This is a genomic window from Microvirga sp. (genome assembly GCF_014699075.1).
Lineage (GTDB): Bacteria > Pseudomonadota > Alphaproteobacteria > Rhizobiales > Beijerinckiaceae > Microvirga.
Genome location: NZ_JACXAB010000016.1, coordinates 1 through 15579, shown reverse-complemented (window position 1 = coordinate 15579; position 15579 = coordinate 1). Strand labels below are relative to the sequence as shown.

Below are 15579 nucleotides of genomic sequence, written 5' to 3'. Positions count from 1 at the left end.
GTCCGATGCACCGGATTGATAACGCACCCGGTCAAAGGCTCGCGCGCCTGGTGTCGCAGAACGTGCGTCGGTAGTCGGATGGGGACGTGCCCAGTTGGGCCGCAAACTGCTGCCGCATCGACAGAGGCGTGCCAAAGCCGACTTCATGGACGATGTGTTCGACAGGCAGCTCGGTGGTCTCGAGCAACTGCTGCGCCCTGGTCACACGCTGGGCGTTCAGCCACTTGGTCAGGGTTGTGCCCGTGGTCTCACGGAAGCGCCTCGTGAAGGTGCGGCGGCTCATATGGGCGACGTCCGCCAGGGTATCGACGGTCAGGGGCTCCGACAGGTGCTCCAGCGCCCACTCCAGCACGCCAGGCAGCCTGCTTTCGCACGGGAACTGCGGAACGGGCTTCTCGATGTATTGCGCTTGCCCGCCCTGCCTGTGCGGTGGCGTGACCAGCATCCTCGCCGTGCGATTGGCCACATCGGCGCCGTGGCGCTCCCGGATCAGGTTCAGGCAGCAATCGATGGCCGCGACGGTCCCGGCCGACGTGACGATGTTGCCGTCTCCGACATAGAGCACGTCCGGGCGGAAGTTCGTCGTGGGGAAGCGGCGCGCGAAGGCCTCGCGCGCCATCCAATGGGTGGTCGCCTGCCGGCCCTCCAGCAGACCGGCATCGCCCAGCACGAAGGCCCCAAGGCATAGGCCGACGATGAGTTTGCCGCGGGAATGGGCCTCGCGTAGGGCTTCGGTCAAGGCCTCCGGCGCCCGCAGCTCGGGATCGCTCCACGCCGGCGCGATGATCACATCGGCATTCGCCAAGGCATCAAGGCCGTCCGGCACCCGGATTTCAAGGCCCGTGTCGGTGCTGACCATTCCCGGGGTCATGGTGCAGTACCGTACCTCGTAGGACGGAAAGCCCGGCAGGCTGGAGTTCGCGCCGAAAACCAGTCCAGGCACCGTCAAATGGAACAGGCTCACGCCATCAAAGGCGAGCACGGCAACGCGTAATGAGGACATGGCGCTCACAAGGGAAGGATGGCCCATATCTAACGATGGCGGTCATTCGGGTCAATGCGCCTAGGCCGGGCGAAAGGCTCTCGGGATGCGCCCAGCGGAAGTCGCGGTGCCATCCCACCGGGGCGAGCCCATGCACGGCCCAAGCGGCTTGGCCCAAAAACATCGCTTGTTGTCACACAGGCCACTGTTCGAAGGCACGACTGGTCCATAATGCTGCTCGCCATCAACCTCGTATCCGGAGCAGCAACATGCGGCCAATGACGACCATACGTGCTATCGCGATTTCCCTGGCCCTTGGGGCCGCGAGTTTATCGGCACACGCAGCCCCCCAGGCCACCTCGACGGCCGGCACAGCATCCGTGCAGATGCAGCACATCCGCAACGCCACGACGAAGATCGACTACGCAGGCAAGACCTTCCTGGTCGATCCGTTCCTGGCGAAGAAGGGCGCCCATCCGGGGTTCGAAGGGACTTTCCGCAGCCACCTGCGCAACCCGACGGTCGAGCTTCCGATGTCGGTCGAGGATGTCGTGAAGGGTGTGGATGCGGTGATCGTGACCCACACCCACCTCGATCACTGGGACGGTGACAAGCATCAACAGTTGCCGAAGGGCAGCCCCCTGTTCGTGCAGAACGAAGCTGACGCCAAGATGATCCGCGCCCAGGGCTTCACCGATGTTCGCGTCCTGGGCGAGAACACGGAATTCGAAGGCGTGCGCGTGACGAAGACAGGCGGACAGCACGGCACGGACGAGATGTACGCAAACAGGCAGTTGGCGGAAGGTCTGGGCGCGGCCATGGGTGTCGTCTTCCAGGCTCCCAACTCGCCGACCGTCTACCTCGCCGGTGACACCATCTGGCGCAGCGAGGTCGAGCAGAGCCTAGCCAAGTTCAAGCCTGACGTGATCGTCCTGAACGCCGGCGAAGCTCGCATGCTTGGCTTTGTTGGATCGATCATCATGAGCAAGGACGATGTCCTCCGCGCGTACAGGGCCGCACCGAACGCCGCCATCGTCGCCGTCCACATGGACGCAATCAACCACATGGCGTTGAGCCGCAAGGACCTGCTGGAATACGTTGAGCAGAACGGCATGCAGGATCGTGTTCGGGTCCCCGCCGACGGCGAAATCCTGAAGTTCTGACCCATTGGGCCGGCCCCGGCCGAGCCGGCCCCCTCCCTCTCGTGAGTTCATCCACCCCACGGCCTGGGTGCATGTACTTGAGGCGTAGGGCGCCCTAACAACGGCGGTCTCATTATCGGGCATCGAGCATGAAGCCTTTCCAACATGACTGGTTGATCCGATAGAATGCAAGGCTCGGTCGCATTGTCTGGATTGGGTCCAGGCTGTGTGGAAACGCGTTGATCTGGTAGGCTGCTCTTGATCGACGGAGGGCAGCATGAAGCGTTTCGTTGAAGGGGAAGACCGCCGGCAGGCTACCCTGCTTCCCGAGTGCCTGGACGACTATGTGGCGCCCGACAATCCCGTGCGCATCATCGAGGCCTTCGTTGACGAACTGGATCTGGTGGCCCTCGGCTTTGCCGGCGTGGTCCCGGAGGCAACAGGCCGGCGTCGTATCATCCCGCCACCCTGCTCAAGATCTACATCTACGGCTACCTCAACCGCGTCCCGTCCAGCCGCCGCCTGGAACGCGAGACCCAGCGCAACCTCGAGCTGATCTGGCTGACCGGCCGCTTGATGCCGGACTTCAAGACCATCGCCGACTTCCGCCGCGACAATGGCCCGGCCATCCGCGCGGCTTGCGCGCAGTTTGTCGTGCTGTGCCGCAAGCTCAACCTGTTCACCCGGGCGGTGGTGGCCATCGACGGCTCCAAGTTCAAGGCCGTCAACAATCGGGACAAGAACTTCACCGTGGCCAAGGTGGCCAAGCGCATCGAGCAGGTCGAGGCCAGCATTGTCCGCTACCTGGCGGCGCTCGATCGGGCCGACCGGCAGGACAACGATGTGGCCGAGGCGAAGGCCGCCCGCCTGAAGGAGAAGATCGAAGGCCTGCGCCGGCAGATGCAGGCCCTCAGAGAGATGGGACCGCAGGTGGCGGCCGCGCCCGACCAGCAGATCTCCCTCACCGATCCGGATGCCCGTTCAATGGCCACCAGCGGCAAGGGCACTGGCATTGTCGGCTACAATGTGCAGATGGCGGTGGAGGCCGAGCACCACCTCATCGTGGCGCATGAGGTGACCAATGTCGGCAACGACCGCACCCAACTGCTGGCGATGGGACGGCATGCCCAAGACGTGATGGCGTGCGAGGAGGTCACGGCGCTGGCCGATCGCGGCTATTTCAATGGTGACGAGGTGCTGGCCTGCGAAGGAACCGGCGTGCTGCCCTGCGTTCCCAAGACGCTGACCTCCGGCAACACCAAGCGCGGTCTGTTTACCGGGCAGGACTTCGTCTATGACGCCGAGCATGACCACTACACCTGCCCGGCGGGTCAGCATCTGACGAAGGGCAAGGTGCGCTCAGACCGCCGGGACACCATCGATCATTACCGCAACCTGACCGCGTGCCCGAGTTGCGCCCTCAAGCCTCAATGCACGCCGGACAAGCACAAGCGGGTGAAGCGCTGGCAGCACGAGGATGTGCTCGACCGCATGCAGGACCGGCTGGAGCGCATGCCAGAGGCCATGCTCATTCGCCGGCAGACGGTGGAGCATCCGTTTGGGACCATCAAAGCCTGGATGGGCAGTACGCACTTCCTGATGAAGACGCTCGAGAAGGTCAAAACCGAGATGAGCCTGCACGTGCTGGCCTACAACCTGAAGCGGATGATCAGCATTCTGGGTGTCGGGCCCCTGCTGAAGGCTCTGGCGGTCTGAACCCCATCATCCACCGATGCGCGCGATCATGGCTCTCGCAAAACAGCGATCAGCATCCTTGTTCAGCAAGCGCGTTTCCACACGGCCTCGGTCAGACCTTCACCTTCCGACCTCTCAATGAACGTCGGCATTACTCCGCTGAAGCGGACCAAGCCCTTTGGTCTGGGGAGTGCCAATTCCTGACCTTCACAGTACGTCCAAGCTTGCCCTGAAGTTTGCATGCAACGCTTCAACCTGGCCTGAACCCTTGCAGGCTTAGGAAGCCTGATTGCTTGTAGCCACTTGTAATCTGACCATTCGGGTGGTGCCGCTTTGCGCGCATTCCTCTCAAATGCATTCAGGGCTCGTAAGCATCCGCGATGTCACCTCATGTGCTCGTGCAACAAACGTCCCGAGCACCGGGCTCATGCTCCTTCCTTGCAGCTTCACCAAGCCCACCGGGCGTTCAGTCTCAGGAAGCTCCAGCGGGATTGCGACTATGGCAGGTTGAGCACCGGGAAAACGCAACATGGCTCTCGGAAGAAGCGTCAGGTGAGGACCTCCGCTCATCAGGCTCAGCCGCAGTTGAAGGGAGGGGGCCACCACAGCAGCGCGGGGCGGATCAAGACCGCGCACCCGAAAGATCTCGGCTCCGAATCGACCGAGCACCGTCTCCGGAGGCGGAAGAACCCAAGGCTGATCGATGAGATCGGCCAGGTTGATTGACTGGCGTCTTGCCCATGGATTGTGTGCTCCCGCCGCTACCACAAGCGGGTCCGCAAACAGCACTTCCATTTCAAGGTCGCTGTCGGCCCTCAGCTCCGGCATACGCGTGAGCGCCACGTCCAGCCGCCGCTCGCGTAGTGCCTCGTAGAGCACGGCCGTGTCGCCAACCATCACCTGAAACCGGATCTTGGGCATCAGGGCGAGAAGTTCGTTGATGATGACGGCCAGCACTGGCGTGACGGGCTCGGGAGCGCCGACCCTCAGCTCCCCTTGCGTAGGATCCCGCAGGAACTCGATCTCGGCGAGCCCCTGCCTCAGGTCATCGAACACGGCGGCCCCATGTCTCAGCAGGGCACGCCCGTAGGCGGTCACCTCGACACCTCTCGGCGTCCGGTCGAGCACGGGCACGCCGAGCGTATGCTCCAGATCGGCAATGGCCTTCGAGACAGCGGGCTGCGACACGGCCAGCCGCTCGGCGGCCTTGGCCATGCTCCCGGCCTCCGCGATCACTTGCAGCGTGTGAAGGTCCCGCAGCCGCAATCGCCGGCCAATGCGCTCGTCCCACCGCATGAGGCTCTTCCGAAAAGTTATAGGCCCATTCCAGAATACGAATTCTCTTTATAGCTCAATCCGGCGACACTCACGACATCAATGATGCGGAGGCGGCTATGACCCTGGGCGAGGCTGCGTTTCTGGCGTTCTCGGCGTGCAACTTTCTGCGGCTGGGGTCCTATGTGCCCCAGATCATCCGTGTGGCGCGCGACCAGCACGGAGCGTCCTGCATCTCGTTCACGTCATGGTCGATTTTCCTCCTGGCCAACAGCACGACGGCGGCTCATGCGGCGGTCAACCTCGGGGACGGTTTGCTGACCCTGATCAGCGCAGTGAACGCCATCTGCTGCCTGGCCATCGTCGGTCTCACAGCCTGGAAGCGTGCCGCTCTGAGGTCGGATCTCTGGCCTCGGGTGCTCTCCTGCCTGCCGCGTTATTCCTACCGTTGGCCTCGGCGGCAAGCCACCGCCTCATGGTCGGGCCAGCGGCAATCCTAGAGAGGTTCCCATGAAACGGATGCTCGCCCCAGTCCTCGCCCTGGTTGCTGGTCTGGTCTCCTCCGGAGGCTCGGCAACGGAAGCGGTCCGGCTTGTCATGCCATTCGCCGCCGGCTCCGCCACGGACGCTCTCTCCAGGGTCATCGCCGACGAACTTGAGACAGGCCTGGGCCGGGCGGTCGTAGTCGAGAACAAAACGGGCGCAGCCGGACGGGTCGGTGTGCAGGCCGTCAAAAGCGCCGCCCCTGATGGAGCCACGCTCCTGTTCACCCCCATTGCTCCCATGGCCGTCTACCAGCACGTCTACCCGGCGCTGGGCTACAATCCTGTTCAGGATTTTGAGCCGGTCTCGCAGGTGGCCACATTTGACTTTGCGGTCGCCGTGGGGGCTGAGATCCCGGCAGACTCACTGTCCAGCTTGGTAGAATGGCTCAAGGCTCATCCTGGACGGGCCAACTACGGCACGCCGGGGGCTGGCACTCTCCCCCATTTCTTTGCCGTGCTGTTCGGCCGTGAGACAGGTCTTGACCTGCGTCATGTCCCCTACCGGGGGACGTCGGCGGCCGTCAACGACCTCCTCACCGGCCAACTCCCGATGGTCTTCACCAACACGGGGGAACTGCTGGAGCTGCATAAGGCCGGGCGCATTCGGATCCTGGCGACGTCAAACACCTCACGCTCGCCTTTTCTGGCGGGTGTTCCGACTTTCCAGGAGGCAGGCTACGCAATTGCCGGAGCAGGCTGGCACGGTGTCTTTGCGCCCCGTGGCACACCCGCGGACGTCCTTGACCGGTTCAATCAGCTCATCACTGCTGCTTTGCAGAAGGAGCAGGTGAAAGAGCGGATCATCGCTATGGGATTTGAACCGACCGGGACATCCCGTTCACGGCTTGCCGAAATCCTGAACCGGGATGCAGCAATGTGGGCCCCGGCGGTGAAGGCAGCTCGCTTTACACCCGACCAGCAGTGAGAGGACCTGCCAATGTTCCACGACGCAACCCCATGCGATCCTCCGGCCGAGGACAGGCTCATTCTTCTGGGCACGAAGGGTGGGCCACGCCCGAGCCTCCTGCGGTCCAACCCGGCCAATCTGATCCTCTCCGAGGGCTCAGCCTATCTGGTCGACTGCGGCTACGGCACCACACGGCAGCTTCTGTTGGCAGGAGTGCAGCCTCATGAACTCGACGCGATCTTCATCACACATCATCACTCCGATCATACGCTGGAGCTCGGGCCACTGCTCTACCAAGCCTGGGTCGGAGGTCTTCGCCGACCCATTGACGTATTTGGACCGCCTCCGCTCGCGACACTGATCAACGGCTTCTTTGCATCCCTCTGGTTCGAAATCGCCACGCGCATGGAGGATGAGGGACGCTCCGATCCGCGGCAGCTCGTTCGGATCCACGAGATCGATGCAGCGAGTGTTGTGCTGGAAACAGCGAACATCCGGGTGACAGCCGGGCAGGTCCATCACCCTCCCCTGCGGCATGCATTTGCGTATCGGTTGGACACCCAGCACCGTTCACTCATCCTGTCCGGCGATACGGCCATGTGCCCGGGGCTGGTCGCGTTGGCCCGGAGGGCGGATGTGCTGGTGCATGAGGTCATGCGAGTGGAGAGCCTGCCGAAGTTGGTCGCCGGATTGCCGAATGCCTCCGCATTATATGCGCACCTGCTGGCCAGTCACACCACCACAGAGCAGGTCGGCGCCGTTGCGGCTCGGGCCGAGGTTGGAACGCTGGTGCTGAACCACTTCGTCCCGGGCGACGATCCTGCGATCACTGAGGAGATGTGGCTCGCCGCACCAAGGAGGGCGTTCGAAGGCACTGTGATCGCGGGCCGCGATTTACTTGCTGTGTAACAGTTGGTCGTCCCATTTGGGTTATTCTATGCCAATCCCCTGCTCTATGGGAGCGTCCGCTTCAGCGGGGGAATGCGGACTGTCGACTTTCGGGTCTGAGCGGCCTTGCAGCGGACGCTGGTCCTGTCTGTGTAGCCGGGTGTGAGGTGTGGACTGAAGGATTGGCCAGTGTCTCGCAGCGCGATGCTCACAGCCATGAGGTGGGTACTGAATGGTGGAAACGGAACGGCGCCGGGGCCGTTCCGTGACGATGCGAAGAAGCGGATCAGGCCTTGGCCTTGACCGGGAGCCGAAAGGGCGCGCCCAGCCGGTTGAACGCATTCATGGCCGCGATCGTGATTGTGAGGTCCACGAGATCCTTGGGCGCGAAGGCCGCGCTTGCGGCCGGGTAGGCCTCGTCGGAGGCGTGCGTCTCGCTGACGAGCGTGACTTCCTCCGCCCACGCGAGCGCGGCGCGGTACTGGGGGTTGGAACAAGAACTGCTTCCAAACACACGCTAAGCTAGAACGGACCCGGAACTCGCCTCTGTCCGGGCTACGCGCCCCCTACCCTTTTGACCATCCAAGATCAGGTAGGTCCTCCACGCTATCACGGTAACGCTATTCAGAACGTAACGTGTGGACAGACCAAGCAGCGGCTGTACCCAGCCGCAACATCCCGCACCTTCTCCGAACCGCAAAAGCGGTGGGGCAACAAGTGTGGAGATGAGGGATGACACGTCGGAAGCTTCTGAGCCCAGAGGAGCGTCAAGCGCTGCTCGGCATTCCCGACGACGAGGCCAGCCTGATCCGCCACTACACTTTGTCGCCGCAGGATCGGCTCCAGGCTGAGGTCCGGAGGCGGTCCCACAATCAGCTCGGTTATGCGGTCCAGCTCTGCCTCATGCGCTATCCTGGCCGGATCCTCGGGGTCGAGGAAAGCCCGCCGGCCGCCATGGTAGCCTATGTGGCCGAGCAACTGGAGGTCGACCCCGGTGTCTTTGCCCTCTACTCGCGTCGCTACAACACCCGTTTCGATCACAGCCGCCGCCTGACGCAGTATCTGGGCGTCCGGACTGCGACACGTGAGGACCGGCGCGCGGCTCTGGTAGCTGCGATCAATGCAGCCATGGCAACAGATCAGGGACTGCCGATTGCAACTGCCGTCGTCAATGCATTCCGCGAACGCGGTGCCCTGCTGTTGCCGGACGGCGCACTCGAAACGATCGGCATCGCTGGACGCGCCATTGCCCGTCAGAGGGCCGAAGGTGCCTTGCTGGAGGGATTGTCGGCGGATCAGCTCGACAGCCTTGATGCCCTTCTCACGGTCGATCCAGCGATCCAGCAGACCCGGCTCAGCTGGCTGCGCACCGCGCCCGATGCACCCGGTGCCGACAATCTGATCGGCCTTATGGAGCGTCTGGCCTTCGTTCGTTCCATGGCCATGGATCCGCAGCGGCGTGAGCGGATCCACTCTGAGCGCTGGACCCAAATCGTCCGTGAGGGTGACGCGGCACCGGCGTGGCTCGTGGCCGACTTCAACGTCAATCGGCGGCGGGCGACAATCGTCGCGCAACTGATCACACTCGGGGAGCGGTTGACCGATGAAGCCATCACGATGTTCAACAAGTTGATCGGCCGGCTCTTCGCGCGAGCCATCACGCGCCGCAAGCAGAAATACGCCGACACGCGGCAAGAGACCACCAAGGCGCTGCGCCTGTTCCGCGACACCTTGCGGGCTCTCGTTGTCGCCAACGATACAGGCCGGAATGCCATCGATGTTCTCGATGATGAAGTCGGATGGCATCGCCTGTTGCAGGCCCAACCCGAAGTCGAAGCGATGGTGCGGGATGCCGATCCCGATCCGCTTGTGCTGGCCGCAGAGCGCTACGGCCCCGTGCGCAAGTATGCTGCGCGCTTCCTCGAGACGTTTACTTTCCGCTCATCCCGGCGGCATGACTCGTTGATGGCCGCAATCGGGACACTCAAAACCTTGAACGCGGCCGGACGCCGGACCTTGCCGGAGCAAGTGCCTGTTGGCCACCTTACTGCCCAAGCCCGAAAGCTGATCTTCACGGATGCCAAGCCGGATCGCCGTCTGTACGAGATCGCGACGCTGGCGGCGCTTAGGGAGCGGTTGCGCTCTGGTGATATCTGGGTTGAGGGCAGTCGCGCTTTCCGACCCTTGGATGAACAACTGATGCCGAAGCCGGCCTTCGCAGCTCTGAAGGCAGCCGACGAACTCGGTCTCGGCGTTCAGGGTGATGCCGTGGCGTATCTCAGCGAGGCGCGTCAGACTCTCGACTTCAACCTCAAGCGGCTCGCTTATCGCGCCCGCAATGGCAAGCTCGAGGGCGTCCGGCTTGAGGCCGGACAGCTCGTCGTCACTCCCCTGCCCGGCGATGTACCGGCAGCGGCCGAGGAGCTGAAATGGGAACTCGGCGACATGTACCCGCTGGTCGAGGTGCCTGATCTCCTGATGGAGGTGCATGCCTGGACCGGGTTTGCCGATCAGTTCACGCACATCCGCACTCAGGAGCCGCCGGCCAGCATCCCGGCGATGCTGGCCGGCGTTCTGGCGGACGCCACCAATCTCGGTGCCAAACGCATGGCTGCAGCATCGAAAGGCATCAGCGCGCGGGAGATCGCCTGGAAGCGGATCTTCCATACCCGGCCTGAGACGTACAAGCTGGCGCAAGCTTGCATCACCGACAGACATGCTCAGCATCCCCACGCCCTTCTCTGGGGCGATGGGTCCACAGCCTCATCGGATGGCCAGTTCTTCCAGGCCAGCGATCGCGCAGGTCTGCGCAGTGACATCAACCTGCACTACGGAAGTGAACCAGGGTCGAAGTTCTACAGCCATCTCTCCGACCAGTACGGCTACTTCAGCATCCTGCCGATCAGCGCCACTGAGAGCGAAGCTCCCTACGTGCTGGATGGTCTGTTCGATCATGAGACGGAACTCGACATCCAGGAGCACTTCACGGACACGGGCGGCGCGAGTGACCACGTCTTTGGTCTGTTTGCTCTGACGGGTCGGCGCTTCGCGCCGAGGCTGCGCAACCTCAAGGACCGCAAGCTCCATACGTTCGAGAAGCCGGAGACCTACCCCGCACTCTAGGATCATATCGGCGTACCGATCAACACCAGCCTGATCATGGAGTACTGGGACGACCTGCTGCATCTGGCGGCCTCGATACATACGCGGACGGTCGCGCCTTCGACAATCCTCAAGCGGTTGGCCGCCTCCCGCAATCCCAGCCAGCTCGCACGGGCATTGCGCGAACTCGGCCGCCTCGAACGCACCCTGTTTATGATCGAGTGGTACTCGGACCCTGCGCTGCGCCGGCGTTGTCAGGCGGGTCTGAACAAGGGTGAGGCAGCTCACAAGCTGAAACGGGCCGTGTTCTTCCACGAGCGCGGTGAAATCCGGGATCGCTCGTTCGAGAGCCAAGCATTCCGAGCGTCCGGGCTGAATCTGGTCGTGAGCGCCATTGTTCATTGGAACACGGTCTATCTCGGACGCGCCGTGGATCATCTCCGCCGGCAGGGGCGGATCATCCAACCCGAGGTGCTCAAGCATGTGTCGCCTCTGAGCTGGGAGCACATCAACCTCACGGGCACCTATGCCTGGGGCGAGCAGCCCTCGCTGATCGATGGATTCCGCCCCTTGCGCCTGCCGCAGCCCTTGGCTCAAGCCGCATGATCCGACTGGACGAAGATGGAGGTTCTATGTTCGTTCTAACTTAGCGTGTGTTTGGAAGCAGTTCTTGTTCCGACCCCGGTCTGTTGCGGGTCAGGAACCGAGATTCCGAGCGTTTTCGGAACGTCCGGTTCGATGAGGATTGCGGCTCTCGAGCTTTGGTCTCAGGCGTGCCATTTGGAGACCTTCCGGGTACATGAGCGCACATTTTCGGATAAGGCCTGTGTGGACGGCGCCTGCGTGGCAAGGGGATTTTGGTGTTTTGACGATCTGGTCGTGGGCAGCCATGTGTCCGGCCTTGTGATGCGGCCTACCTGGCCGCGGGCCTTGATAAAGTTCGCGGATCAGGTCCCCAACATTTATGCTGCGTCAGAGCGCAACGGCTTATCACGGGTTTGTCTGATCCCCGGCTCAACCGGTCCGTCATCACACCATCACCACCTCCACCAACCTTGCAAACCTCTCATCCGGCTCCAGAAGCAGCTTATGCGGCCGCTGTGGTTGAAGCGCGATAACCCTGGTTGCCCCGCAAAACGGCCCAAGCGACCCGGGCCAGCTTGTTGGCGATGGCAATCTTGACGATGCTGGCCGGGCGACGGGCCAATAGCGCGTTGATCCATCCCGCAGCCGCTGAGGCTTTGCCGCGGGCATGCCGCAGGAGTGTCGTGGCCCCGAGCACCAGAAGCCGGCGCAGATATCGATCTCCTTGTTTGGAGATGTGCCCCAGCCGTACCTTGCCGCCAGTCCCGCTCTGTCGCGGCACTAAGCCGATCCAGGCAGCTAGGTGGCGGCCCGAGCGGAAGGAGCCCGGATCCGAAATGGTGGCCGCAAGCGCGCTGGCCGTGATGATGCCGACGCCGGGGATCGTCTCCAGGCGCTGGCTCAACTCATTCGTACGATGCCAAACCAGGATCTCCTGCTCAACGTCAGTGATCCGGACATGGGCCTCCTCGAGTTGCGCGATGATCAGGCGCACACACCGCCATGCCAGGTCCGGCACGGCTGCCCCTCGGGCCTTCTCGGCCATTTCCCTGAGCTTGGGAACGCTCGGCAGCCCTTGGGGAGCAATGATGCCGTATTCGGCCAGATGACCACGCAGAGCATTGACCAGCATGGTCCGCTGCCGCACGAGCAGCTCGCGGGTCCGGTGGAGCATCAGCACGGCCTGCTGCTCAGAGCTCTTGATGGCCACATAGCGCATGGTCGGGCGGGTCACGGCCTCGCAAGTACCCGCAGCATCAAGCGCGTCGCTTTTGCCGCGTTTGATATAAGGCTTTACGTAGGCTGCGGGCATGAGCCGGACCTCGTGCCCGAGGGCCGCCAGCTCTCGTGCCCAGAAGTGGGCGGTGGAACACGCCTCCATCTCAATCAGGCAGGGCGGCAAGCACCGGAAGAAGCCGATGAGCTCACCTCGCCGGAGCTGACGGCGAATGAGGACTTGTCCGTTCTGATCGATGCCATGGACCTGAAACACATGCTTGGCGAGATCGAGACCTACTGTCGTGACTTGCATTGGAGCGGCTCCCTGTCTGGCGCTGAGGCAAACACCCTACCTGAAGGGCGCTGCCGAGAGCAGGCGCCGTCCACTCCATCATATATGGGGCCGGATGGAGTTCCGTCCGAGCGTATTCGGAAGACGATTTCCCGGACGCCCGCTCTGCTCCTGTAAACATCCAGTCTAGCCCGCTCTGACGGGAGTCTCAGCCAGTTGGCAAATACTTGAATGTACATTCAAGGGAATGCACCGTCCCGAGTAGGAAATTCAACTCCAATGAAGTTACGCACTCGGTCCGGGCATATGCTCCAAACCCGCGATGGTCCGCAGTGGGTCAGGCAGTGAAATTCGCCGACCTTGAGGAACGTCTGGTTACGCGAGGATTGCTGCCTTCGAGCTTAGGTCTCAGGAGTGCCACTACCGGACCTTCATGGTTCATGGGTTCAGAACGGCGCGCAACGTGTTTGGCACATTCGACCTGTGTATGGGAGTTGTGGAGCCAGGATAAAAGCATAGGTTAAGTACCTGAACCAACATACATTAAACGGTCGGATTATTCATCGTCTCTGGTGAACAAACGGCTTCTCCTGTGGTTCGCAAGTACCAAGTAAAACAGGAGATATTGCGTTGCGTCGCTTTTACTTTGACGTGTTGGACGGGGACAGCTTCACCCGTGATGATGAAGGCCTCGAGCTGGAGGATCTGAATGCCGCTGAGGTCATGGCCATTCAGGCTGCCTCCGAGATCGGCCACGAGAGCCTCCCGAAGCGCCGCAGCCCTGAGATCTGTGTGCGGGTCAGGGATGAACAGGGTGAGCCGGTGCTGTCTGTCGCAGTGTCCATGACGGTTCGCCGGAAGACCTTCGCTGACGCGTAGGGGCACTGCCATGCCGACGAACTCGTCCGATGCTCGTCCCGTGATCCTGATTGTCGAGGACGAGCCACTGGTGCGCCTGTTCAATGCCGACGCTCTCGATGAGGCACCATCCGGCCTCGGCCATCCTCATGCCGGCGCAGGGTTCCAGCAGAAGCTCTGCACTTCCCCAAGGGCCTGGCGGGCGTCAGTGTAGGGGGAGCAAGGAACCTACCTTAGGCTGATACGTTCGCTCGCACGGCTAGGCTTTGACGGCGAGGCTTCCATGAGCGAGGACGAGGCGGCTGACGGCATTACCTTCTCGGAATTGGCATGGCCGGAGGGCTGCAATGTCACCCCTGCAAGCGGCACACTCGGTCCTGCCGAACTGATTTGGCTCGGGGACGAGCTGCGCGAGTACTACGACAGCATCCTTCGTGAGCCCGTGCCGCAACGGCTCCTGGCCCTCCTCGATCAGGGGCTCGCGCGGAGAACTTTCCATTGACGCTCGATCCGAGCCTGCACGACGAGATCCTGGCGACTGTTCCAAGCCTGCGCGCCTTTGCCATGTCGCTCACTGGCCATGCTGATCGTGCGGACGATCTCGTCCAGGAGACGCTCGTGCGGGCTGTGGCCAACATCCACCGCTTCGAGGTCGGTACGAACCTCAATGCCTGGCTGTTCACGATCCTGCGCAACCTCTTTCATTCCGAGTACCGGAAGAGACAGCGCGAGATCGAGGACGCAGATGGGTCCTATGCGGCCCGGCTCTCGGTCCCACCCGAGCAGGGATCCCGTCTCGACTTTGAGGACTTCCGCAAAGCTCTGGCGGCGATCCCCCTCGACCAGCGCGAGGCCCTGCTGCTGGTTGGCGCCGAAGGGCTGTCGTATGAGGAGGCGGCCCGGGTGTGCGGCGTGGCCGTCGGCACAATCAAGAGCCGGGTCAACCGGGCGCGATCCAGACTCGCCCAGATGCTGTCTGTTGAGCAAGGAGAGGAGTTTGAGCCTGATCCGGCGATCAAGGCCGCCGTTCAGGGAACACCTGGATCCTGATCGGGCGTGATCCGCTCATCGACCAAAGGCTTGCAGGCGCCGTAGATTACGGTCACGGATACCCTACTCCTCCAGATGTGCGACAGAGTATACAGAGTATAGAGAGGTGGTCCGGATGCGCTTAGCCGTGGCAGTTATCGCCGTCCTCCTCCCGGGCATCTCCGCTGCCCAGAGTGATGTCTGGTCCCTGCAACTGCTGGAGCGATACGCCTCCTGGGTCAGGGACAGCGGGTTCGACTTTCCCATGGCCACGAGGGTCACGGAGGTCGGCTCTGATGACCGGGGCATGACGTTCAAGGTCATCTGCGGTCCAGCCAGCTCCGCCGTCACCGGGCAGGACATCGCTTACCGCGTAACGGTGCGTCCGAACAGCTCCGGGCTCGTGGAGCATTGGCAGGAGTAGAACCGCCTCCCGAATGGCCAGTATTCACCTCTGGACCCGCATGGAGGCTTCTCGCGAACGCTTGGATCGGAGGCAGCCTCTGAAGTGCTCATGCTCTTCCTCGGGTCTGCTCCGGCCCGGCAATCGGACCAACGCCTTACATTACGGAAGTGCGAGGGGAAGACATTGGCTTTTCTCATGAATTTGGCACCCACCGACTGCATCAGCATGTCTATGGCGGCCCCGACTTGGGAAACAAGCCCGAATCCCCAGTAAAGAGCTCGGGTACCTGATTGTAGAACTCAACCTGCATCCGCATGGGACCAAGAGGCTCAACGAGATGCGGCTCATCAGGCCGCACGACGCCGGGATGGCCAGGTTCAAGGATCATCTCGGAGGCCGGATCGAGCACCTGATAACGCAATCGCCCTTCAAGCACCCGGATGATGCCCCATACACCGGGCTTGGTGCGATGTTCCCTGCGCAGTCCGGCGGGCAGGGTATTCTCATCGAACACAGGGGTTCGCTTATACGGTTCTGCTGCTGACGCGCTCATGAGGATTTCCCGTCTCGGAACTGACCAGCCCGTTCAATGAGATCAATCATCTGAGATGCTGCCTGAATGGTCAGGGAATGCGGGGTGTAGCCTGACCTTGGG

At 62.4% G+C, this 15579-nt stretch carries 13 protein-coding genes and 3 pseudogenes; 11 read left to right on the top strand and 5 right to left on the bottom strand.

Features of this window, described 5'->3' with window-relative positions; genetic code table 11:
• Positions 1 to 31: 31 nt before the first annotated feature.
• Positions 32 to 1003, bottom strand: coding sequence for a GlxA family transcriptional regulator (locus IC232_RS19105; RefSeq protein ID WP_190846550.1), 972 nt, complete (start codon positions 1001 to 1003; stop codon positions 32 to 34).
• 248 nt (positions 1004 to 1251) lie between these two features.
• On the opposite strand from IC232_RS19105, the gene IC232_RS19100 reads away from it, so the two are divergent.
• Both IC232_RS19100 and IC232_RS19095 read left to right on the top strand, forming a co-directional pair.
• Positions 1252 to 2145, top strand: coding sequence for an MBL fold metallo-hydrolase (locus IC232_RS19100; RefSeq protein WP_190846549.1), 894 nt, complete (start codon positions 1252 to 1254; stop codon positions 2143 to 2145).
• A 256-nt stretch (positions 2146 to 2401) separates the two neighbouring features.
• A pseudogene (locus tag IC232_RS19095) lies at positions 2402 to 3840 on the top strand (IS1182 family transposase).
• A gap of 327 nt (positions 3841 to 4167) precedes the next feature.
• Here IC232_RS19095 and IC232_RS19090 read toward each other — a convergent pair.
• Positions 4168 to 5115: a LysR family transcriptional regulator gene (locus IC232_RS19090; RefSeq protein WP_190846548.1), complete on the bottom strand. Its 948-nt coding sequence runs from the start codon at positions 5113 to 5115 to the stop codon at positions 4168 to 4170.
• A gap of 98 nt (positions 5116 to 5213) precedes the next feature.
• Here IC232_RS19090 and IC232_RS19085 point away from each other — a divergent pair, with 98 nt between their 5' ends.
• The 3 genes from IC232_RS19085 to IC232_RS19075 are packed head-to-tail and all read left to right on the top strand — an operon-like array spanning position 5214 to position 7455.
• The gene (locus tag IC232_RS19085) at positions 5214 to 5594 is read left to right on the top strand and encodes a hypothetical protein (RefSeq protein WP_190846547.1); all 381 of its coding nucleotides are present in this window, start codon (positions 5214 to 5216) and stop codon (positions 5592 to 5594) included.
• Between the two features lie 10 nt (positions 5595 to 5604).
• Positions 5605 to 6564 carry a tripartite tricarboxylate transporter substrate-binding protein gene (locus IC232_RS19080; RefSeq protein ID WP_190846546.1) on the top strand — a complete coding sequence of 320 codons (960 nt, stop codon included), beginning with the start codon at positions 5605 to 5607 and terminating at the stop codon, positions 6562 to 6564.
• A gap of 12 nt (positions 6565 to 6576) precedes the next feature.
• Positions 6577 to 7455, top strand: a complete 879-nt coding sequence (locus IC232_RS19075; protein ID WP_190846545.1) for an MBL fold metallo-hydrolase — start codon at positions 6577 to 6579, stop codon at positions 7453 to 7455.
• 265 nt (positions 7456 to 7720) lie between these two features.
• On the opposite strand, the pseudogene IC232_RS19070 reads toward IC232_RS19075, so the two are convergent.
• Positions 7721 to 7918 (bottom strand): annotated as a pseudogene (locus IC232_RS19070) (carboxymuconolactone decarboxylase family protein); the annotation flags it as partial.
• A 248-nt stretch (positions 7919 to 8166) separates the two neighbouring features.
• Here IC232_RS19070 and IC232_RS19065 point away from each other — a divergent pair.
• A pseudogene (locus IC232_RS19065) lies at positions 8167 to 11142 on the top strand (Tn3 family transposase).
• A gap of 481 nt (positions 11143 to 11623) precedes the next feature.
• Here IC232_RS19065 and IC232_RS19060 read toward each other — a convergent pair.
• Positions 11624 to 12652: an IS110 family transposase gene (locus IC232_RS19060; RefSeq protein ID WP_190846544.1), complete on the bottom strand. Its 1029-nt coding sequence runs from the start codon at positions 12650 to 12652 to the stop codon at positions 11624 to 11626.
• Between the two features lie 609 nt (positions 12653 to 13261).
• Here IC232_RS19060 and IC232_RS19055 point away from each other — a divergent pair.
• The 5 genes from IC232_RS19055 (at position 13262) to IC232_RS19035 (ending at position 14942) form a co-directional block, all read left to right on the top strand.
• Complete coding sequence (locus tag IC232_RS19055) at positions 13262 to 13510, top strand: DUF6894 family protein (protein WP_190846543.1); 249 nt, start codon at positions 13262 to 13264, stop codon at positions 13508 to 13510.
• A 10-nt stretch (positions 13511 to 13520) separates the two neighbouring features.
• Positions 13521 to 13703 (top strand): hypothetical protein, encoded by a 183-nt coding sequence (locus tag IC232_RS19050; protein ID WP_190846542.1) that lies wholly within the window; start codon positions 13521 to 13523, stop codon positions 13701 to 13703.
• A 69-nt stretch (positions 13704 to 13772) separates the two neighbouring features.
• Positions 13773 to 13991 (top strand): NepR family anti-sigma factor, encoded by a 219-nt coding sequence (locus IC232_RS19045; RefSeq protein ID WP_190846541.1) that lies wholly within the window; start codon positions 13773 to 13775, stop codon positions 13989 to 13991.
• Entirely contained in the window at positions 13988 to 14539 is a 552-nt protein-coding gene (locus IC232_RS19040; protein WP_190846540.1) for a sigma-70 family RNA polymerase sigma factor, read from the top strand. The genes IC232_RS19045 and IC232_RS19040 overlap by 4 nt, the downstream gene beginning before the upstream one ends.
• A gap of 115 nt (positions 14540 to 14654) precedes the next feature.
• Positions 14655 to 14942 carry a hypothetical protein gene (locus IC232_RS19035; RefSeq protein ID WP_190846539.1) on the top strand — a complete coding sequence of 96 codons (288 nt, stop codon included), beginning with the start codon at positions 14655 to 14657 and terminating at the stop codon, positions 14940 to 14942.
• Positions 14943 to 15153: 211 nt separating this feature from the next.
• On the opposite strand, the gene IC232_RS19030 is transcribed toward IC232_RS19035, so the two are convergent.
• A complete protein-coding gene (locus IC232_RS19030; RefSeq protein ID WP_190846538.1) occupies positions 15154 to 15477 on the bottom strand; it encodes a DUF1971 domain-containing protein in 324 nt (107 codons plus the stop codon).
• Positions 15478 to 15579: the final 102 nt, after the last annotated feature.

Bases quoted from the DNA above. Each gene is read 5' to 3' on its own strand.
- IC232_RS19105 (WP_190846550.1), bottom strand. From the start codon at position 1,003: ATGTCCTCATTACGCGTTGCCGTGCTCGCCTTTGATGGCGTGAGCCTG.
- IC232_RS19100 (WP_190846549.1), top strand. From the start codon at position 1,252: ATGCGGCCAATGACGACCATACGTGCTATCGCGATTTCCCTGGCCCTT.
- IC232_RS19090 (WP_190846548.1), bottom strand. From the start codon at position 5,115: ATGCGGTGGGACGAGCGCATTGGCCGGCGATTGCGGCTGCGGGACCTT.
- IC232_RS19085 (WP_190846547.1), top strand. From the start codon at position 5,214: ATGACCCTGGGCGAGGCTGCGTTTCTGGCGTTCTCGGCGTGCAACTTT.
- IC232_RS19080 (WP_190846546.1), top strand. From the start codon at position 5,605: ATGAAACGGATGCTCGCCCCAGTCCTCGCCCTGGTTGCTGGTCTGGTC.
- IC232_RS19075 (WP_190846545.1), top strand. From the start codon at position 6,577: ATGTTCCACGACGCAACCCCATGCGATCCTCCGGCCGAGGACAGGCTC.
- IC232_RS19060 (WP_190846544.1), bottom strand. From the start codon at position 12,652: ATGCAAGTCACGACAGTAGGTCTCGATCTCGCCAAGCATGTGTTTCAG.
- IC232_RS19050 (WP_190846542.1), top strand. From the start codon at position 13,521: ATGCCGACGAACTCGTCCGATGCTCGTCCCGTGATCCTGATTGTCGAG.
- IC232_RS19045 (WP_190846541.1), top strand. From the start codon at position 13,773: ATGAGCGAGGACGAGGCGGCTGACGGCATTACCTTCTCGGAATTGGCA.
- IC232_RS19035 (WP_190846539.1), top strand. From the start codon at position 14,655: ATGCGCTTAGCCGTGGCAGTTATCGCCGTCCTCCTCCCGGGCATCTCC.
- IC232_RS19030 (WP_190846538.1), bottom strand. From the start codon at position 15,477: ATGAGCGCGTCAGCAGCAGAACCGTATAAGCGAACCCCTGTGTTCGAT.